General features: G+C 54.9%; 16 protein-coding genes and 1 pseudogene. 8 read left to right on the forward strand and 9 right to left on the reverse strand.

Going from position 1 to position 18,606, the window contains the following annotated elements:
* Positions 1 to 658 (reverse strand): DEAD/DEAH box helicase (locus QJ48_RS04965; RefSeq protein WP_157261517.1); only part of this gene is annotated, 658 nt, incomplete at its 3' end.
* A gap of 151 nt (positions 659 to 809) precedes the next feature.
* Complete coding sequence (locus QJ48_RS04970) at positions 810 to 1,523, reverse strand: YhcN/YlaJ family sporulation lipoprotein (protein WP_054972543.1); 714 nt, start codon at positions 1,521 to 1,523, stop codon at positions 810 to 812.
* Positions 1,524 to 1,817: 294 nt separating this feature from the next.
* On the opposite strand from QJ48_RS04970, the gene coxB reads away from it, so the two are divergent.
* The 6 genes from coxB to QJ48_RS05000 all read left to right on the forward strand — a co-directional run bounded on the left by coxB (position 1,818) and on the right by QJ48_RS05000 (position 7,138).
* Positions 1,818 to 2,825 carry a cytochrome c oxidase subunit II gene (gene coxB, locus QJ48_RS04975; protein WP_054972544.1) on the forward strand — a complete coding sequence of 336 codons (1,008 nt, stop codon included), beginning with the start codon at positions 1,818 to 1,820 and terminating at the stop codon, positions 2,823 to 2,825.
* 69 nt (positions 2,826 to 2,894) lie between these two features.
* Complete coding sequence (gene ctaD / locus QJ48_RS04980; protein ID WP_054972555.1) at positions 2,895 to 4,706, forward strand: cytochrome c oxidase subunit I; 1,812 nt, start codon at positions 2,895 to 2,897, stop codon at positions 4,704 to 4,706.
* On the forward strand, positions 4,703 to 5,326 hold the full coding sequence (locus tag QJ48_RS04985) for a cytochrome (ubi)quinol oxidase subunit III (RefSeq protein ID WP_054972545.1): 624 nt from the start codon (positions 4,703 to 4,705) through the stop codon (positions 5,324 to 5,326). The genes ctaD and QJ48_RS04985 overlap by 4 nt, the downstream gene beginning before the upstream one ends.
* Entirely contained in the window at positions 5,327 to 5,641 is a 315-nt protein-coding gene (locus QJ48_RS04990; protein WP_025846585.1) for a cytochrome C oxidase subunit IV family protein, read from the forward strand. It abuts the gene before it with no gap.
* 119 nt (positions 5,642 to 5,760) lie between these two features.
* Entirely contained in the window at positions 5,761 to 6,630 is an 870-nt protein-coding gene (locus tag QJ48_RS04995) for a cytochrome c oxidase assembly protein (RefSeq protein ID WP_157261518.1), read from the forward strand.
* A gap of 46 nt (positions 6,631 to 6,676) precedes the next feature.
* Positions 6,677 to 7,138 carry a DUF420 domain-containing protein gene (locus tag QJ48_RS05000; protein WP_054972546.1) on the forward strand — a complete coding sequence of 154 codons (462 nt, stop codon included), beginning with the start codon at positions 6,677 to 6,679 and terminating at the stop codon, positions 7,136 to 7,138.
* 83 nt (positions 7,139 to 7,221) lie between these two features.
* Here QJ48_RS05000 and QJ48_RS05005 read toward each other — a convergent pair whose 3' ends face one another.
* The 5 genes from QJ48_RS05005 to QJ48_RS05025 form a co-directional block, all read right to left on the reverse strand.
* The gene (locus QJ48_RS05005; protein WP_054972547.1) at positions 7,222 to 7,908 is read right to left on the reverse strand and encodes a class I SAM-dependent methyltransferase; all 687 of its coding nucleotides are present in this window, start codon (positions 7,906 to 7,908) and stop codon (positions 7,222 to 7,224) included.
* A 99-nt stretch (positions 7,909 to 8,007) separates the two neighbouring features.
* Positions 8,008 to 8,919: a sugar phosphate isomerase/epimerase gene (locus tag QJ48_RS05010; RefSeq protein WP_054972548.1), complete on the reverse strand. Its 912-nt coding sequence runs from the start codon at positions 8,917 to 8,919 to the stop codon at positions 8,008 to 8,010.
* Between the two features lie 131 nt (positions 8,920 to 9,050).
* Positions 9,051 to 12,086 (reverse strand): immunoglobulin-like domain-containing protein, encoded by a 3,036-nt coding sequence (locus tag QJ48_RS38535; protein WP_237762815.1) that lies wholly within the window; start codon positions 12,084 to 12,086, stop codon positions 9,051 to 9,053.
* Complete coding sequence (locus QJ48_RS38310; protein WP_054972550.1) at positions 11,978 to 12,784, reverse strand: hypothetical protein; 807 nt, start codon at positions 12,782 to 12,784, stop codon at positions 11,978 to 11,980. Before QJ48_RS38310 ends, QJ48_RS38535 begins: the two co-directional genes overlap by 109 nt.
* 203 nt (positions 12,785 to 12,987) lie before the next feature.
* Positions 12,988 to 15,483 carry a LuxR C-terminal-related transcriptional regulator gene (locus tag QJ48_RS05025; protein WP_237762814.1) on the reverse strand — a complete coding sequence of 832 codons (2,496 nt, stop codon included), beginning with the start codon at positions 15,481 to 15,483 and terminating at the stop codon, positions 12,988 to 12,990.
* Positions 15,484 to 15,776: 293 nt separating this feature from the next.
* Here QJ48_RS05025 and QJ48_RS05030 point away from each other — a divergent pair, with 293 nt between their 5' ends.
* Together QJ48_RS05030 and QJ48_RS38015 are read left to right on the forward strand one after the other, a co-directional pair.
* Positions 15,777 to 16,424 carry a metalloregulator ArsR/SmtB family transcription factor gene (locus QJ48_RS05030; protein ID WP_054972552.1) on the forward strand — a complete coding sequence of 216 codons (648 nt, stop codon included), beginning with the start codon at positions 15,777 to 15,779 and terminating at the stop codon, positions 16,422 to 16,424.
* A 28-nt stretch (positions 16,425 to 16,452) separates the two neighbouring features.
* Positions 16,453 to 17,208 (forward strand): J domain-containing protein, encoded by a 756-nt coding sequence (locus QJ48_RS38015; protein WP_054972553.1) that lies wholly within the window; start codon positions 16,453 to 16,455, stop codon positions 17,206 to 17,208.
* A gap of 118 nt (positions 17,209 to 17,326) precedes the next feature.
* On the opposite strand, the gene QJ48_RS05040 is transcribed toward QJ48_RS38015, so the two are convergent.
* Together QJ48_RS05040 and QJ48_RS05045 are read right to left on the reverse strand one after the other, a co-directional pair.
* Complete coding sequence (locus QJ48_RS05040) at positions 17,327 to 18,307, reverse strand: agmatinase family protein (protein ID WP_054972554.1); 981 nt, start codon at positions 18,305 to 18,307, stop codon at positions 17,327 to 17,329.
* A gap of 39 nt (positions 18,308 to 18,346) precedes the next feature.
* A pseudogene (locus QJ48_RS05045) lies at positions 18,347 to 18,606 on the reverse strand (amino acid ABC transporter ATP-binding protein); the annotation flags it as partial.

The raw sequence follows: 18,606 nt of genomic DNA on the forward strand, positions 1-18,606 counted from the left end.
CCTGCTCGATTTCGTCCAGCGTCACGCGTTTCGATTTCACTTCGATCTCAACCGGCTGCCGCATGTACTCTTTGGCCAGCTGACGAATGCGCGGAGGCATCGTAGCCGAGAACAGAAGCGTCTGCCTGCGGCTTGGGGTAACCGAAATAATCTCCACGACCTCCGGCAGGAAGCCCATATGGAGCATTTGATCCGCTTCGTCCAGCACGAGAACAGACAGTTTATGAAGCTGGACCGTTTCCCGGCGCAGATGATCGAGGAGCCGTCCGGGCGTTGCTACAATTATATGTATATTTCCTTCCAGCTTGCGGATCTGGCGCTCGACATCCTGACCTCCGTAAGCCGACAGCACGCGCAAGCCTTTGAGCGGAGCCCAGCGTTTGATTTCTTCCGTAATTTGAATGGCAAGCTCGCGGGTCGGGGTAACGATCAGCGCCTGCACATTGGGGTTGCCGGGATTGACGTTTTCCAGAATCGGCAGCGCAAAAGCGAGCGTTTTACCCGTCCCGGTCTGTGCTTGAGCGATGATATCGTGACCGGCAAGAGCAACCGGGATCGCCTCGCTTTGGATCGGCGTCGGTTCGTTATATCCATGTTTTTGCATGGCCTCGGCCAAGTCGCTCCCGATCCCGAGCAGGGCAAAATTATTTTTCTTCATTATATTATCTCCCCGTAATTCGAATTATTCTTCTAAGAGAACCTTCAATTATAAATGCAATTCTACAGGAACCTTCGGCAAAAAGAAACTGCACGGGGCTGAAAAGCCGGGTGCAGCCTACTTTCCGCTAAAGCGATGACGGGACTCAAGCTCAATACTCCCGGCCGTTCCCTTCCGCTTGATTCGGGATCGTAACGCCCGTTCCGAACGTCCGCTCCATCATTTCCGTGAATTGGGCGCGGTACGGCTCCAGACTTCTTCCGCTCCAGCTATCCTGCGCCATCCGGTTGAACGCGTTGACGACAATGCGGTTCGCCGAAATGTAGACGTCATGCACCGTCGGCTGATTTATGCGGATTTTTTCCGCAATCTTCTGCTTGAACAAATGCGACAAATGCTCATGGTGCATTTCGGTCTCCGCGCCGCTGCTGCCGCTGATCAACTGGTCGGGCGGAGCGTAATCGCTTTGATCTCCGTACGTGTTGTACAACCCTTTGACCAATCCGTAACTGTTGGTTTCCGTCCCGCCGACGTCGCCTCCCCGCGTCCCGCTGGCGGTGCTGTCGATCGTGATGGCGACATAGGCGGTGTTATCGCCCATCATGACGATCGCGCTGCTGACCCCGTCCATCGCGGCCACTTGATCGGACAAATGTTGATTCATCTCCAGTTTGGTTACTTTGTGGGAAACGGGGGCATACTGCTGCTGAGTTTGATAAGCGCGCGACGTGTCTTGCCTCGGCATATCCCGCTTGCTGCCGTAATTCTGGGCGCTGTTGTAGTCGTACCATGAAAAGCAGCCGGTCATCGTCATGACGAGGCCCAAGGCGGCCGCCGAACCGATCCATCGGAAATAACGCATCATGAGTGCCCTCCTTTGTAAATCTCCTTCTTAGGATTGATTATCGGGGACGATTTATGCGCAGGAAAGCGAGGTCCAATTGATGCATAAAAGCACCTCTATATGGAAATAACCAAGTAGAGGCGAAAACGCTTAATCCCAGCAAATTCGAGAGTTCCGAACAATTTGTGAACTTCTTCAGATTCATTGACAAAAAACAGGTACGAATTTATAGTTAATATGGTGATTAGGTTCATTGACAAGTTATGACCTATTTTGATCGAAAAATATTTGCTTTATAAGGTGGGATTGATTAAGATGATTCGATGGCAAAATCTGTGGCGATTCATCCCTCTTTTTGGGTTGATGATGTTGCTGTTAACGGGGTGTGGAGACCAGACGATTTCCGCCTTAAAGCCAAGGGGGCCGGTCGCCAGAGATCAGCTGTTCCTGATGAAGCTAAGCTTCGGGATCATGCTTCTGGTTGTCGTGGTCGTTTTTGTTCTTTATTTGTATGTCTTGGTCCGCTTCAGAAAGAAAAAAGGCGACAAAGACATCATTCCGAAACAGGTGGAAGGAAGCCATACGCTGGAGATTATTTGGACGGTTATTCCGATCGTATTGCTCCTCATTTTGGCCGTTCCTACCGTACAGTACACCTTTAAGCTTTTGGAAGACCACAGAGACAACAAAGAAGCGCTGCACGTAAAAGTGACGGCTCACGCCTTCTGGTGGCAATTCGAATATCCGGAGTTGGGGATCGCAACAGCCCAAGACTTAGTCATTCCGACAAACAAAAAGATCGCCTTCGAATTAACCGCTTCCGATGTGAAGCACTCCTTCTGGGTTCCGTCGCTCGGCGGTAAAATGGACACGAACCCGGGCAACACCAACGTATACTACTTGCAAGCAGACGAAGTGGATGTCTTCAAAGGAAAGTGCGCGGAGCTTTGCGGAGCCTCTCACTCCTTGATGGACTTTAAAGTGAAATCGATGGATCAAGCCGATTTCGATCAATGGGTCGCCAAAATGAAAACGCCTGCTTCCGTTCCGGCCGATGCGAAGAGAGGCGAACAGATCTTCAAAGACAACTGTTTGTCCTGTCACGCGGTTAACGCACAGGGACTCGGCGCGGGTCCGAACTTGAACGGCTTTGCTTCCCGTGAGCTCGTTGCTGGCATTTTGCCGCACAACGAACAAAGTTTGAAGGAATGGATCGCCGATCCTCAATCGGTGAAACCGGGCAATAAGATGCCTACTGTCGGATTGAAGGACGACGAAATCAATGAAGTAATCAAATACTTGAATTCGTTGAAATTAAAGTAACGAGCATCGCGGAAAAAGGAGGTTTATACGGTGGCTCACGGACACACGGCAAAACGGTACACCGGGCTGATGGATTGGCTTACCACGGTGGACCATAAAAAGATCGGAATTTTATATTTGATCGCGGGCGGGATCTTCTTCCTGATGGGCGGCATTGAGGCCATCTTGATCCGGATTCAGCTGCTTTACCCCGATCAGAAAATCTTTTTCGGAGATACGTTTAACCAATTGACAACCATGCATGGTACGACGATGATCTTCCTTGCGGCGATGCCGGTCATCTTCGCTTTCATGAATGCGATCGTACCGCTTCAGATCGGAGCCCGCGACGTAGCGTTCCCGTTCGTGAACGCACTGGGCTTCTGGTTGTTCTTCTTCGGCGGCTTGCTGCTGAACACGTCGTGGTTTCTCGGCGGTGCGCCGGCAGCGGGTTGGACGGCTTATCCGCCGCTTGCAGGCATTATTGATCCAAGCGGAGTGTTCAAGGGTGTAGACTTCTACGTTCTCGGGTTGCAGATCGCGGGTCTCGGTACGCTGATCGGGGGGATTAACTTCCTCGTCACGATCATCAACATGCGTGCGCCAGGCATGACTTACATGAGAATGCCGATGTTTACGTGGACTGCATTCATTACTTCTTTGCTGATTTTGTTCGCTTTCCCGGCCATTACGGTAGGGCTTGTCGAATTGATGTTCGACCGGATTTTTAGCGGCGCATTCTTTGATGTAGCCAAGGGCGGTAACCCGGTACTTTGGGAACACCTTTTCTGGATTTTCGGGCACCCCGAAGTTTACATCTTGATCTTGCCGGCTTTCGGTATCGTCTCTGACGTCGTTTCGACGTTCTCTAGAAAGCGTTTGTTCGGTTACAGCTCGATGGTATTCGCTACGGCGCTGATCGGGTTCTTGGGCTTCATGGTCTGGGCTCACCATATGTTTACGACAGGGATCGGTCCCGTCGGGGATGCGATCTTCGGGGTCGCCACGATGGCGATCGCGGTTCCGACCGGGGTCAAAATCTTCAACTGGCTGTTCACCCTGTGGGGCGGACAAATCCGGTTCACAACAGCGAACATTTTCGCAACGGCATTTATCCCGACGTTCGTTATGGGGGGAGTTACCGGGGTTATGCTTGCCGTACCGGCAGCTGACTTCCAATACCACGACACGTACTTTGTCGTAGCTCACTTCCACTACGTTATCGTAGGCGGTCTCGTACTCGGATTGTTCGCGGCTTCGTACTACTGGTGGCCGAAAATGTTCGGCCGCATGCTGAACGAGACGCTTGGTAAAATTCATTTCTGGACTTTCTTTATCGGGTTCCATATGACGTTCTTCCCGCAGCACTTCTTGGGCTTGATGGGCATGCCTCGCCGCGTGTTTACGTATCAACCTGGTGTGGGACTTGAGCAAGGTAACTTTGTCAGTACCATCGGCGCATTCCTGATGGGGATCGGTACGATCATCTTCTTGATCAACATCTTTGCTTCCTTGAGAAGACCGATGGATGCCCCGGCAGATCCGTGGGATGCTCGTACGCTGGAATGGACGATTCCTTCGCCGCCGCCGGAGTACAACTTCAAGCAAACTCCGCTTGTTCGCGGATATGATGCATTCTGGAAAGAAAAAATGGCAGGCAACAAAGAAATGACGCCGGCCGAACCGATCGGTTCGATTCATATGCCGTCGCCTTCGATTCTGCCGTTCCTGATGTCCGTCGGTTTGTTCATCGCAGGATACGGATTTATGTATCACACGTATATTGTCAGTATCCTCGGTATCGGTATGACGTTAATCTGCATGTTCTTCCGTTCGGTGTATGATGATCACGGTTTCCATATCGAGCCGGAGGAGTTAAACGATAAGGGGGCGAAGGCATGAGTGCAGCACATCATGAAGCGGGCGGCGCTTTGCCACCTCACGCAGAAACGGCAACATTAGAAGGCAAAAACAAAGTTCTAGGCTTCTGGCTGTTCCTTGGCGGCGAGTGCGTACTGTTCGGTTCGCTCTTCGCCTCCTACATCGCGCTTCGCAACCAAGTGCCGGACGGCCCGACAGCTCAGCATTTGTTCTCGCTCGACTTGGTCGGTATATCGACGTTCATCTTGCTTACCAGTTCTTTGACCAGCGTCTTCGCCACGATGGCGCTGCACCGCAATCAGTTCCAAAAGCTTCAAGCTTGGATGGCCGTTACCGTATTGCTTGGCCTAGCTTTCTTGGGCCTTGAAATTTACGAGTTCGTACACTATGTCAATGAAGGTCATACGTTCTCGAAAAGCGCGTTCGCTACTTCCTTCTATACGTTGGTAGGCTTTCACGGCGCTCACGTTGCTTTCGGTGTTCTGTGGATCTCGCTTTTGATTATCAACGGCTTCAAAAAAGGCTTGACTGTCGTCACGGCGCCCAAATATTACGTCGCCGGGTTATACTGGCACTTTATCGACGTCATTTGGGTATTCATCTTCACGGTCGTATACCTGATGGGGAAGGTGGGTCCATAAATGAGCAACCAACACCATTCGTCGTCTGCCGGTGATCGTCATCGTTTGGAAGGTCCGAAGAATCACTACTTATCGTACATTATCTCCATCGTGCTCACGATGCTGGCATTTGCTGTCGTGCTGTACGGCGGGTTGGACCGTTCGTTTATTTTGTTCTTCATCGTCGGCTTGGCGATTGTTCAGATTATTTTCCAATTAGCCTATTGGATGCACATGAAAGATCGGGGACACTTCTTCCCGATTGTCGGATTGGCATTCGGCGCGTTTATCGCATTAACCGCGGTCATCATGGCCGTATATTGGGTTTGGTGGTAGGATAGAGGAGAGGAGGCTGCGTTACGTAAGCCCCTCTCTTTTGCGTAACGGCATACATTTTCACCGTTTCGACACAATTCCCGGCGCAAGAACCGGGTTGGGAAAGGAGCATAATCGTCTTGGACCCTACGATGTCCCATGGAGGGCACGAAACCGGCCCTACGTTTGCTGCATTATGGAGCCCCGGTTTTTTGCTGCTGTTGATTGTTGTCGGTGTATTATATACGCTTGCGGTAGGCCGCTGGCGTAAAGACTTTGCGGATAGCGAACCCGTCGCATTGAAACAAAAGCTGTGGTTCTGGCTCGGACTGGCTTTGTGGTATGCGGCGGAAGGCAGCCCGCTTTCCTATTACGGCCATCACTACTTTTTCAGCGTCCATATGTTCCAGCAGTCGATTCTGTATCTGGTCATGCCGCCGTGTTTGCTGCTCGGTCTGCCGGGGTGGCTGCTGCGCCCCGCGTTAAAAGGCGAGACAGCCAAACGGGTCATGCGATTTTTGACGAATCCGCTGCTGTCGCTGTTTCTGTTTAACTTCATTTTCTCTATGTATCACATACCGATGATCATGGATGCTTTAATGGCCAACGCCGCAGCGTTGTTCATTTACAAAGTCTTTTTCCTGCTGGCCGCGTTCCAAATGTGGTTCCCGGTGTTTTGCCCGCTGCCGGAATACAACAGCATGTCCGAGATGAAACGGATGGCGTACATTTTTGTGAACGGGATTTTGCTGACGCCGGCTTGTGCTTTGATTATTTTCGCCAAGGATCCGATGTATGCGATGTATTCGGCCGTTCCGGAGCAGCTCTTGCTGCTGCCGATGCTCGACGATCAGCAGCTTGGCGGCGTCATCATGAAGATCGTGCAGGAGATTGTATACGGCTTGGCTTTGGGCTTTACCTTCTTCCGTTGGTATCGGAGGGAGCGCAAGCAGGACGACGAGCTGCCCGATGAGCCTTATTTTCCGGCAGGGAGCGCCAATCGTGCCTAATCGGCAATGTGGAATGTTTATTGCGAAGTGAACGGGTGGGGTACACGTGAAAATAGCGATTTTGCCAACGATCAGTACGTCTTTTATTGTAATAAGCGCTATCTTTGTCGCGTTCGGCTGGTACCACATTGTGAAGGGGAACCGGGAAACGCACCAAAAGCTGATGCTCTGGGGCGCAGGATTTGCGCTGGCGTTCTTTCTGATTTATGCCAGCCGGACGATCTTTGTCGGCAATACGTCTTTCGGCGGGCCGGAGAACTTGAAGCTGGCTTATCATCTGTTTTTGTTTTTCCATATTACGCTCGCAACGCTCGCAGGTGTTTTCGGGATTGTAACGCTGCTGCATGCGTTCAATAAGAGGTTTGCCAAGCACCGCAAAATCGGCCGTTGGACGGCAGTCATGTGGCTGCTGACGGCGCCGACGGGTGTGGCCGTGTACATTTTGCTCTACCTGCTGTACCCGGGCGGGGAGACGAAGCCGATGATCGATGCGATTTTAGGGCTGTAGGTCGTTGCTAACTAAGAAGAGGCTGTCTGTCCGAGAAGGTTACTTCTCGGGGAGAACAGCCTCTTTGTCTTGCCGGGAGCCGCTTAATAATGCTTGTACCAGATGCCGGCGCATTCGGGAACGGTCGTCCAGCCTTTTGCGGCGACTTGGGAGGCCAGTTCATCGCCGAAGAAAAAGCGGGTTAGTTCTTCCGCTTCATTCAGGCTCTCGAATGTATAATCCGAGCGAATCCATTGGTGGGTAAAGCCATACTGCCGCTCCAAAGCCGCATAATAGTTTAAGAGAAAATCGGGCGGATTCGGCGTTTCGAAGCCTGTGCCCATCGTTTCGAAGATGATGAAGGTTCCGCCGGGACGAAGCATCCGGTTGATTTCCTGCAGGATGCGCTCCAGGTTGGACGACCACATCGGATCGTTGCTGCTTGCTAGGTAACCCAGACTCCAACCGGAAACGATCAAGTCCGCGCTGGCGTCCGGCAAGGGCAGCTCGCGGTGATCCGCGACGACCGTACGCAGGCGGGGACGGTCCGCTTCGGCGATGCGCTCCTTCAAGACGTCCAGCATCGCGGCGGAGGCATCGGTTGCCGTCAGCGACCGCGCTTGTCCGATCAACACGGACGACAGCCTGCCGCTTCCTGCGCCCAGATCGACAATGTCGAGATCTGCGAAAGGTTTGATGGATTGCACGATGTGCGCCAATTCGGGTTGCTTGCTGATTAAGCGGTGGTAACGCCCGGCTTGCTCGGCATAAATTTGATCATGATTCGGCATAAGTACCTCTCCTTCATCGAATGACGTTGCACCGATAGCGTACACCTTTCCGTTACGTGAAGGTCAAGGGGGAGCAAAACCGTTTGTGCATTTATCCGCTTAGGCCGGATCAGACTCTTTTAGAGCGGGATGTAACAGCCGTTCCGTTCGGGCATAAAGCTCCAGCAACCGATTGCGGTCGATGAGATTCGCGTGATGCTCGAAGGTCACGTGAAACCGTTCGTTCCGCTGCGCTAAATGGGCGAGATAGGCGTAGGCGTTCCCGAAGCGGTCGTCATCGTCTTGCTCCGGCAGAACGGGAAGATGATGTATGAACCGGTCCGTTTCGTACCGGACGTTGCTGTAATGGACCAAATAAACATACGGCGCTACGGCATCGAGCCAGCGCATCGGCTCGACATTGTGAAATGCTCTTGCGGAAATATCCAGCCGGGACGTATCCACGACCAGCCCAATCTCCGGATGCTCCCGGAACATCGTCGTAAGCAGCTCCTCATGCTCTCCCCAAAAATCGTGCTCTAGTACGATACGCTGCCCATAGCGGTGTTGAAGCTCGCAAAGCGTATCGAACAATCGAAGGGAGATTTCCCTAAGCTGAGCCGCATCGATCTGATTGGCATCATAGCGTTCGCCCGGCTTCGGCATGTTGGAGTAAAGATGCTTCGTTTCCAACGGGAATATCGGCACAAAAGGATAATGGAACAAAATATAATCGACGCCATATTCCGCTGCTGTACGGACTTCGCGTTCTACGCGGCGCGAGGCTTCTTCCCGCTCCGCGCGGTCTATGGATGTGATCCGCGGGAGCCTGTACGGCTGTCCTCCGAAAACCGGCGTATGAATGCCAAAGGAAAGACCCTTCTCTTTACAGATTTTCGTTGTATACAATAAGCTTTCGTTATCGCGATACTGGCAAATTTCAATGCCGCCAATCGCATCGGAACCGAAACGTTCCATATCCTCTTCGCTGAATGCATTCCACATGCCAATCTGCAGTCTTCTTCGGCTCATGCCCCGATCCCCTTATGGTTGATAGAATGATAGGTTCCACATATTTTACCATTTCCCGAGGTTGTTTCCCAATCGCCAGATAAAAAATGGCCTTCACCGTCATGAGGACGGCGAAAGCCATTCGTGGAACGTTATTCGTTGATAAAATGCAAATATTGCAGCATTCGTTTCAACATGACGGCGCTTTGAGCGCGGGTGGCCCGCTCCTCGGGACCGAAGGTCGTTTCGGTCAATCCTTGGATAATCCCGGCCATATGAAGTTGAGCTATGGCTTCCTTGCTCCAGTCTGCTATGTCCGAAGCGTCGTCGAACCGATCAAGTGTTGCTACGTTCGTTTGTGGAGCTTTCACGGCGAATTTCAGAGCCCGCGCGATCATGGCCGCCATTTGCACGCGGGTAATGGTTTCGTTCGGCCGGAAGGTTCCGTCTTCGTATCCGTTGATCCATCCCGCTTTTTGCGCTATTCCGACTGTTCCGGCATACCAATCCGTGGTCTCGATATCCGTAAACGGGAGGGCTTTCTTTTCTTCGGCGAGCCCGAGCGAACGCACCAGCAGAGACGCGAATTCGGCGCGGGTAATTGGGGCGTCCGGGACAAACGCATCCGCGGTCACCCCTTCGGCAATGCGTTTGTTCGCCAGCCGCTCGATATCCGGTTGCGCCCAATGTCCTCTCAAGTCCGCGAACGATTGATTCGATCGAATAACCGTCACCATACCGTTACGCGGAGAGAAGATGGTTGCCATGTTCGATCCGCCATGACTTGCAAATACGGACGGGATAAAATGCACCTGATTGAACGCGTCTACCCAAACTGCCGTTGCTTTGCCCGGGTCCGCGGCGGAGTGCAGGGACAATGTTCGGACCGTGTAGCTTCCGTCGAAATCCGTGATTTCCTTCCCGTTGGAAAGTACTGAGAAACGAACCGGGTTATCAAGCAGCGGCTGTGCGCCTTGCCTTTGCACTGCGGCATTGACGGCGGCGCTTGTTGCATCGGATGCTTTTGCTATCGCGATGGTGATGATCGCATCCTTCGGTTCATTCGCCAACAGGCTGAGCGGAAGACTGTAGCTTGCTCCTGCTGCCTTGATTTGCACGAGTGCGCCCGGTTGTTTGGCTAACGCCTCCAGAAGCGGCGCCGCGGGCAATTCCGCCTTGATGACCGGCTTGTTGTTCATAACTTGAATGACAACCTCCGGCTTGGCTGCAAATGCTGCTGTCAATGGCTCTCCAGGCAAGGTGACTCGCAGAATGGATTGGCCTTCGCTGGACGCTTCTTTTGCCGCCTTTACGTCCGTCTCTTTGCCGTTGATTCTGACGGTTGCCGTTATTGTTGATTGCTTCTTAGGTGCAGACGGAACGGGTGACATTGAACCGCCGGAATCGCCGGAACTGCCGGAATCTCCCGAGTGTCCGGATTCGCTTGCGCCAACGACTGTGACGGTTCGAGTCGCCTCGGCTGCGGCAAGGCCGGTCGGGTTTTGGACGTTGTAACGCAGCGTATAGACGCCGGGTGTGTGCGTGTTCACGGCTCCGGTTACCGTTATTTGACCGGAAAGGTCTCCATAGTAAGCATCCTTCGCCTGAGCTCCGGGATCGGTGAAGGATTCACCTGCCTTCATGCTCATCGTAGACGGGCCCAGCAGGGTAATCACCGGGGGAGCGACGACAACGACCGCCCGGGTTACCGGTACAGCTTCATTAAGCGAGCGGTCCATCGCATGGTACTCCAACGTATAGGAACCCGAACGGCCAGTATCTGCGGTTCCCTTAACGGTGATCGAGGAAGAAACGTCGCCGTCATAGCCATCCTGCGCCTTTGCACCGGGATCGTTGAAGGAACCGCCGACCCCAACGATCAGCGGATTGTCACCCAGCAGCGTTAAAACGGGCGGTTTCGTATCCTTCACGTAGACGGTGCGCGTCACGGTTGGCGCTGCATGCTGGAAACGGTCCGTTGCGTTATAATCGAGCCGATAGACGCCCAGGCGGCTGGTATCTACGGTTCCCGTTACGGTAATCGACGGGCTAATGTCATTATCCAGCACGTCTACTGCCGTTGCGCCGGGGTCCGTAAACATACCGTTTGCTTCGACGGTCATCGTGCCGGGCCCCTTCAAATAAATGGCCGGCCCGCTTTTGACATACACGCTGCGGGTAACAGTGGAGGCGTTCCCTGCACGGTCGGTGGCGCGATAGCGAACCCCGTACGCTCCCGGACTGGCGGTATCCACTTTTCCCGACGTCACAATAGAAGCAGCCGGGAGATCGCCGTCGATCGCGTCCTTCGCCGTAGCGCCCGGTTCCATATAAGGCTTGCCTACCGGGACATATATCGGATTGCTGCCGTTCATGACGATCTCAGGGGCCGTGTTATCGAGAAGGAAAGGACCCGCGATCCGATCGGCCGTATTCCCGGCCCGGTCGGCAGCGCGAACGTGCAAATACCATTTGCCGTCCCCGCCTGCCTGTTTCAGCGTATCTCCGTTTGTGAAAGGCGCCCAGCCGTTGGCAGGGGCGGCCATGGACGGCGTCCAAGCGTATTGAAGAGAAGCGGGAGCGACACCGCACTCCGTATCTTCAACCGTCACCATGACCGCAGCCGACTTCGCCGATGAATCGTTACCGTTCGGGCTGAATGTTACAACGGGGGCCGTGGCATCTTTCAGAATCCGGATCGTGTAGGTTTTTCCCGGCAAAAGAAAAGGCTCGACACGAACCGGTATGTCGGTCGATGCCCCGGTTACGGGAACAGCCGTCTCACCGCCGCTGGATTGCAATTCTTCATTGATATATAAAGCCCCGTTGGTTGAATCGGCAAGCGTCGCCGTCAGGTGTACTCTGGAAACGGATGGCCCGACATAGGCGTACGTATATTCCGTGACCGAAGGCTGGAACGGCGGGTTGATAGGGCCCTCCTGCAAAGCTAACCCCCTCAGGTCTGCGCTGCCCGGCACTTTCGTCTGCCCCACTGAATTCCACCCCCAGCCGACGACCGTGCCGTCCGATTTTAAAGCGAGCGAATGATATTGGCCTGCAGCGATCGCTACGACTCCGTTCAGTCCCGGCGGCACGCTGCTTTGCCCAAACACGTTTCCTCCCCAAGCGACGACGGTCCCATCCGATTTGAGCGCCAGCGAATGGGTCCTTCCCGCCGCAATCGCCAAGCCCCATTCAGCCCGGGCGGTACATCCGTTTGGCGGCTGTCGTTCAATCCCCATGCGATGACGGTACCGTCTGCCTTCAACGCCAGCGAATGATAAAATTTCGTAGCAATCGCCGTCACTCGGTTTAACCCGGACGGCACGTCGGTTTGCCCGAAATCGTTGTTTCCCCAGGCGACGACGGAGCCGTCACCCTTCAAGGACAGCGAATGGGACAGTCCTCCCGCGACCGCGATCACATCGTTCAGTCCGGGCGGCACATTCGCTTGCCCGTTTCCGTTATCCCCCCAGGCGACGACGGTCCGGTCCTCTTTCACGGACAGCGAATGGGATACTCCCGCCGCGATCGCCGTCGCTTTGTTTAATCCTGGCGGCACGTTGACTTGCCCGTGAAAGTTTTCACCCCAAGCGACGACGGTCCCGTCGGCTTTCAACGCCAGCGAATGCGACGCGCCGCCTTCGATCGCCACGACGTCGTTCAGGCCTTCGGGTACCCGCGAATAGCTAGTCCAGCTATTTCCCCAAGCGACCGCGGTTCTGTCCGATTTTATGGCGAATGAATGGAACAATCCTGCGGCGACATGTTTCCCTTTAACCGGGGAAAACGCCAAGCCCGCAGACGCGTTCGTTTGCCCGCCGGGAACGGAGGGCAGCAGCACAACAAAAAGCAGAGCCGCGCGAAGCGTCTTTCGCCATTTCATCGTTCGCATGAATTCTCCTCTCTGTGCCGCAGCGAAACGTTTTTTTCTTCGGCTGCCGCCTCTATCATCCGGCCAACTCCTGTGCTTTGCATCATCCTGGTGCTCCTTCCGTTAGCTTTCTTATCCACGTTAAAGCATAGCGGATTCAGCCCAAAATAAAATCTAACCCCGGTTATAGACGAGGTTAGATTTTATGGGTGGATCTATTCCAGCATTTCCTTGCCGCGGCGGATCGCTTCGATCCGGTTCTTGACTTGAAGCTTGCCGTAAATATGGTTGACATGCGTCTTCAGCGTGCCCATCCCGATCGTTAACGCATCCGCAATCGCTTGATTATCCATGCCCTCCATCATACAGCGAAAAATGGCCAGCTCCCGCTTCGTCAGCAGCCGCTCCAGCCGGTCAAATCCGTCCGCAGATTTGCCGGTTCCCGGCGCCGTTTCGCCGAAGCAGGAAAGCACCCGTTGGACGAAATGGAGGGACGGCCCCTCGTTTTCCCGCACATGACCCTTGCGCCGCATGCGGATATACGCCATCAGCAGCTCGGCGACCGGCTTGCCACGGTCTGCGAACACGCGGATATATTCGTCCGGCTCGGCGTATTTCAGAGCCTGTTCCAACGTTAAGACGGCCATTTCCGTCTTGCCGAGCTTGTGCCCAAGCAGCGCCTGCAGCACTTGAAGCTCCAAGGCATCCATAGGCCGATGCCCCTTAACGGCCATCGCAAGCAGCCTATCGGACAGCGCCCACGCCTCCTCATAACGCTCTTCGCCCATCAAGACCCGGACCAGGAACGAATAAGGAAACAGTTGAAAAATAGAGACCGGGTCGTGCGCCCCAAGCGCGTACTTGTTCTTCCACTTTATCGCCGCGGAAGCATCGCCCAGCTCCAGCCGCAGCCCGGCCATCTCCGCCTCGACGAATAGCAGCACGCCGGCGGCCCGGTTGTCGGCCGCCTTTTTGCCGGCGGCTTCAAGCCATTGCTCCGCGCCTTGCCGGTCTCCTCTGGCCCTGGAGATCCGCGACAAATACAGATAAGCGGGCAAGTACACCTTTTCCGGCTGGTGCCGGCTGTGCACGTTCTCCTGCAGCCCCAGCTTAAAATGCTCCTCCGCTTCTTCCAGCTCATTGCGCTCGTAAAGCAGCTCGCCGTAGCAGACGAGCGCGGTATCGTGCACGCCCGTCGGCGTTAGAAATTCGATCATGCTCCGGAAGAAAGGGTCCGCCACTTCCCGCGGCAAATGCTTTCCGCGCTTGCCGTTGTACGATCGGAAGATCGAGGGAGACAGCGGCATATGGGGCGGGGCAAGCAGCAGGTCCGGGCCCTCCGGACTGTACCGGAGAGACAAACGGATATATTCCAGCCCTTTGACGACATCGATATCGTATTGGGTGGCTTTCGAGTTTCTCAAATAGTACAGGTTCCCCAGAAAACGATGCCGCTCCTCTTGCGTCCAAGCCCCGGAGGAAGCCCGAAACCGCTCTTCTGCGGACTGCAAATAGCTCTCGGCCAGCAAAGGCTCATTATCCCATAGCAGCGATAAAATATACGAAAAATACAAGTAGCGGTGCTCCCACAGGATAGCTACCGGAATGAGCGACAGCCAGTGGCGCAGGGTCGAAAATTCTCTTTTGACCATGATCGCTTTCATTTGCTCCAGCAGCCCGATCGCTTCGGAAAAATGCCGCCCCGCCAAGTAATAGTCCACGGCATCCTCTTTGAAGCCATGCTCTGCGCACCAAGAAGCCGCCGCCTTGTACGCCTCCCGGACTTCGCCCGGCTCCCGCTCTAGCCACCGCCGCTGGAGAAAATCGGCGAACAGCTGGTGGAAACGAAACCATTCCTTGTGCGCGTCCAGCGGTATTAGAAACAGTCCCGCGCGGGCGAATTGCTCCAGCTTGGTCCGGCTGTCGGCGTCCCCCGAAACCGCTTGGCATAGCGGCCCGCACAGCCGCTGGAGAATGGAGCATTTGGTCAAGAAAGCTTGCGCGGAAGGCTCCAGCGATTCGAACACTTCCTCAAGCAAATATTGCCCGATCCGGCTGCTGTCTCCCGACAAATCCTGCATGAAAGGCTCCGGCTTCGTTTTGCCCATAGAGAGAGCCGCCAGCTTCAAGCCTGTCGCCCAGCCCTCCGTCCGCCGGACAAGCAGCTCGAGCTGCCCTTGCGGGCAGTCGCCCATGCCCTCCTGCAAACGGAGCAGCTCCGCCGCCTCCTGCGCATCGAACCGCAGGTCGTCGGCATCGAGCTGCACAGCCCACCCGCGGCTGAACTGCCGCGCTTTGCCGAAGGGCACCTCCTCCCGGCTCGTGACATAAAGATGAACATGAGCAGGCAAATAATCGAGGAGAAAAGCCAGCGAAGCGTGGATGTTCGGATCGCGAATGACGTGATAATCGTCCAGGACGAATGCCAACTGGCCCTGCATTCCGTTCAGCTCGTTGAGAAACGGCACAAGGAAGGGCTCGTAGCTTCCCGGAGTCAGCGACTCCAAGTGCGGAGTGACCCGCTGCACGAAGCCTTGGCAGACCCGGTCGATCGCCGAGGCGGCGTAATGCCAGAACCGGGAAATATCGTTGTCTCCCGCATCCAGCGACAGCCATCCGACAGGAAGTCCGGTCTGCTGAACCCACGCGCCCGCCAGCGTGGACTTTCCGTAGCCCGCAGGGGCCGTAATGAAGGTCGCTTTGTGCTGCAAGCCTTCTAGAAGCCGCATCGTCAAGCGGGGACGCGGCACAAGGGCTGCCGGAAGGGGAGGTCTATGCAGTTTTGTGTTTAAGAGGACCGGTTCCAACAGCAATCACCCGTTTTTTTACTAAGCGTTGTTTCTATTATAGCGAGGTGTATTTCCAGGCGACAATGGAATGCTGGAATTTTCCTATAGGCAAAAAAGTTTTCCATGTACAAAACTATTCCAATAAGTATATAATGGGGAATAATGGAATCGCCCGGAGGTCAAAATGAATAAAGACAGGCAGGTGTAAACGAACCGTGAACATTCAAAGTTTATATCAAGAGGATCGCTCGACCCGCAGAGCGCTTCTCATCTTGTTAAAGAAGCGGGGCAAAATCAGCATTCAGGAAGCGGCGGAGCAGCTAGGCATATCGGGGGTAGCCGTTCGGCGCCATATTCACGAACTGCAAAAGGATCAATACGTGCAGACGAATATTCAACGCCAAAGCGCCGGGAGACCGGCTTATTTATACAGCCTTACGGAAAAGGCGGGCGCTTTGTTTGCGAACGGCTACGACGCGTTAGTCAACGATTTGATCGACGAAGTGAAGGATAAATTCGGGGCGAGCCAAGTTAGCCGCTTGTTCGACAGGCGGAAAGAGAAATGGCTGCGGAAGCACGAGGATTCGTTTCAAGGTCTGGATTTGGAGGAGCGGGTGGAGCGGATGGCCCGGCTGCAAGAGCAGGAAGGGTATATGGTTAAGGTAGAAAAGAGAGGGGACGGAACGATCGTCTTCGAGGAAGCGAACTGTCCGATCTATCAGGTGGCCGTCCGCTACCGGCAGGCTTGCCAATGCGAGCTGTCGCTGTTTCAAGCATTGCTTGCCGTACCCGTTGTGCGCACGGAATGCATGGCCGAAGGCGGGCGGAAGTGCCAGTATATGATCAACTCGGGCCGGGCCTAGACTTGGAAGCGGAAGAGGAGGGCAGCGAATGGACGATACGATGAAGCGCCGCCCCGACCCAGAGACCATTACGGTGACGGACGACCGGTTGATTCCGGTCGTGGCTGCGCTGATGAATTTGACGGAAAGCTGGAAAGCGGAGCTGAACAAAGGCGCCGTTAGCCTTCCGATGGCCGTACAGATCGGAAAGAAGCTAAGCCATGAGCGGCAGCAGGCCTTGCTTGAGTTTTGGGAGGATGCCCGCTTGCCCGACAAATATATGAGCAGGGCGCTGCACGCCTTTGCCCGGAACATGCCCGAGTGGGCGGTGCATCAGGTGATCCGGATTTTCCGTCTCACGGAGAAGATCAAAGCTTCGATGGTCATGCTGAACGATTGGATGGAGCGCTTCGACGCGATCTACGAGCAGTTTGAGCACGAATTCTGGGCAGGGGAATGGCCCGGGACGGAAGAGGAGCTGGCGCCGTATCTCGACAGGCTGGAAGCCGAATTTCAGGAGCTGTACCGGCAAGCATCGGACGAGAAAAGGTCGTATAACCGGCATTACGGGGACAGCTCGTCGGACTCTGCTAGGGAGTCCGCAAGAACGGCGGGGCCCAGCAGGGGGCCGGTGTCCTTTTCGACGCTAATCGGCGCTGCGGACGATGCCTCGCCCAAGGAACTGAAGCAGCGCTACCGGACGTTAATGAAAAAGCTGCACCCCGATCACGGAGGCAGCGCTTATTTGTTCGATTGGGTCAAGCAGGCGCACGACAACTATATGCAAGGCAAATCAAGCCTATAAGAAAAGCTTCTTGTCGGTGAAATGATAAAACGGTTCAGCTTCGCTGAAAACTTATATATTCTATCATTATGACAAAAAGACCTGCTGTCACGGCAGCAGGTCCCGTTTAACGCCTGCATTAAGCGAACGCGAGCCGTCGTCTGGCGAGTCCGGTCAAGAAGTACAGCAGGACGTGGAGGCTTATGCGCGACGTCCGGTCGCGCGTATCCCGGCTCGGGTCCACACAGACCATGTCCATGCCGATGACGCGGTTCCATTCCCCAAGCATCTCGGCGCAGGTGAACAGGTCTACCGGTGAGAGACCACCGGGCCCGATCGCCGGTACGCCGGGGACGTCGGCTTGGTCGAGCACGTCGATATCGAACGTGACGTAGACGGAATCCGTTTTGGCGGCAAGCTCGCGAATCGTCCGTTCCAGAATCGGCTTGATGCCTTCTTCCCGGACCTGCCTTGTCGTATAAAGCGTAATGCCCTGCTGCTCGGCGAAGTCGCGGTACGCCTTGGAATTGGCGAAGCTGCGCAACCCGATATTCACGATATCCTCGCCTCGGATGACACTGTTTTCCACCAAACTGCGGATGGGCGTTCCGTTCGATCTGCCGCCATAGGCCGTATCCCGAACATCGAGATGGGCGTCGAACTGGATCAGCCCGATGCGCTCTTTGCGTACGCTCTGAATGCCCGTCAGCGCCGGGAATGTAATCGAGTGGTCGCCGCCCACCAGACACGGAATCGTAGAGGGGAGCTGCTGCGAAATTTCTTGAAACGCCTGTTCGATATTGCGGTGGCACTGCGGGATGTCGGTGACGTGCATGCCAACGTCTCCGAGGTCGCCGACTTGCAAGCTGCTCAGGTCCAGATCCGCTTCGAAGTTATACGTCGTAAAGGCGTTGAACAGTTGTCTTAGCGTAGCGGGGTGCAGATGGGCGCCCGAGAAGCTGATCGAGCTTTTCGACAGGGGAGCCCCGACGATTGCGGCGTCGAGCGGGCGCAGCCCGTCCCATTCCGTAATCCAGTCGCAGAGCCGGGTCACATGCGGGTCGCCTGCGCCCGGAGTAAACACTACGCCGGGCCGCTGCAGATGAGTGAATTTGTGCATGACGGTTTTTTTCTCCTTCGTGCGATTTTACGCGCTTCCTTACTTGCTTTCGAGCACTTGGCTCAGGAACATTTGGGTGCGCGGATGCGTCGGCTTCGTGAAAATTTCGGACGGCTTGCCTTCCTCGATAATGACGCCGCCGTCCATCACGACGACGCGGTCCGCGACGTCCCGGGCGAAGCCCATCTCGTGCGTGACGATGACCATGGTCATGCCTTCCTTGGCCAAGGTGCGCATCACCTGCAGCACCTCGCCGACCGTCTCCGGGTCCAGTGCGGAGGTCGGCTCGTCGAACAGCA

Origin of the sequence: Paenibacillus sp. A3, assembly GCF_001399685.1 — a bacterium.
GTDB lineage: Bacteria > Bacillota > Bacilli > Paenibacillales > NBRC-103111 > Paenibacillus_G.

Bases quoted from the DNA above. Each gene is read 5' to 3' on its own strand.
- QJ48_RS04970 (WP_054972543.1), bottom strand. From the start codon at position 1,523: ATGATGCGTTATTTCCGATGGATCGGTTCGGCGGCCGCCTTGGGCCTC.
- coxB (WP_054972544.1), top strand. From the start codon at position 1,818: ATGATTCGATGGCAAAATCTGTGGCGATTCATCCCTCTTTTTGGGTTG.
- ctaD (WP_054972555.1), top strand. From the start codon at position 2,895: ATGGATTGGCTTACCACGGTGGACCATAAAAAGATCGGAATTTTATAT.
- QJ48_RS04985 (WP_054972545.1), top strand. From the start codon at position 4,703: ATGAGTGCAGCACATCATGAAGCGGGCGGCGCTTTGCCACCTCACGCA.
- QJ48_RS04990 (WP_025846585.1), top strand. From the start codon at position 5,327: ATGAGCAACCAACACCATTCGTCGTCTGCCGGTGATCGTCATCGTTTG.
- QJ48_RS05005 (WP_054972547.1), bottom strand. From the start codon at position 7,908: ATGCCGAATCATGATCAAATTTATGCCGAGCAAGCCGGGCGTTACCAC.
- QJ48_RS05010 (WP_054972548.1), bottom strand. From the start codon at position 8,919: ATGAGCCGAAGAAGACTGCAGATTGGCATGTGGAATGCATTCAGCGAA.
- QJ48_RS38310 (WP_054972550.1), bottom strand. From the start codon at position 12,784: ATGAAATGGCGAAAGACGCTTCGCGCGGCTCTGCTTTTTGTTGTGCTG.
- QJ48_RS38015 (WP_054972553.1), top strand. From the start codon at position 16,453: ATGGACGATACGATGAAGCGCCGCCCCGACCCAGAGACCATTACGGTG.
- QJ48_RS05040 (WP_054972554.1), bottom strand. From the start codon at position 18,307: ATGCACAAATTCACTCATCTGCAGCGGCCCGGCGTAGTGTTTACTCCG.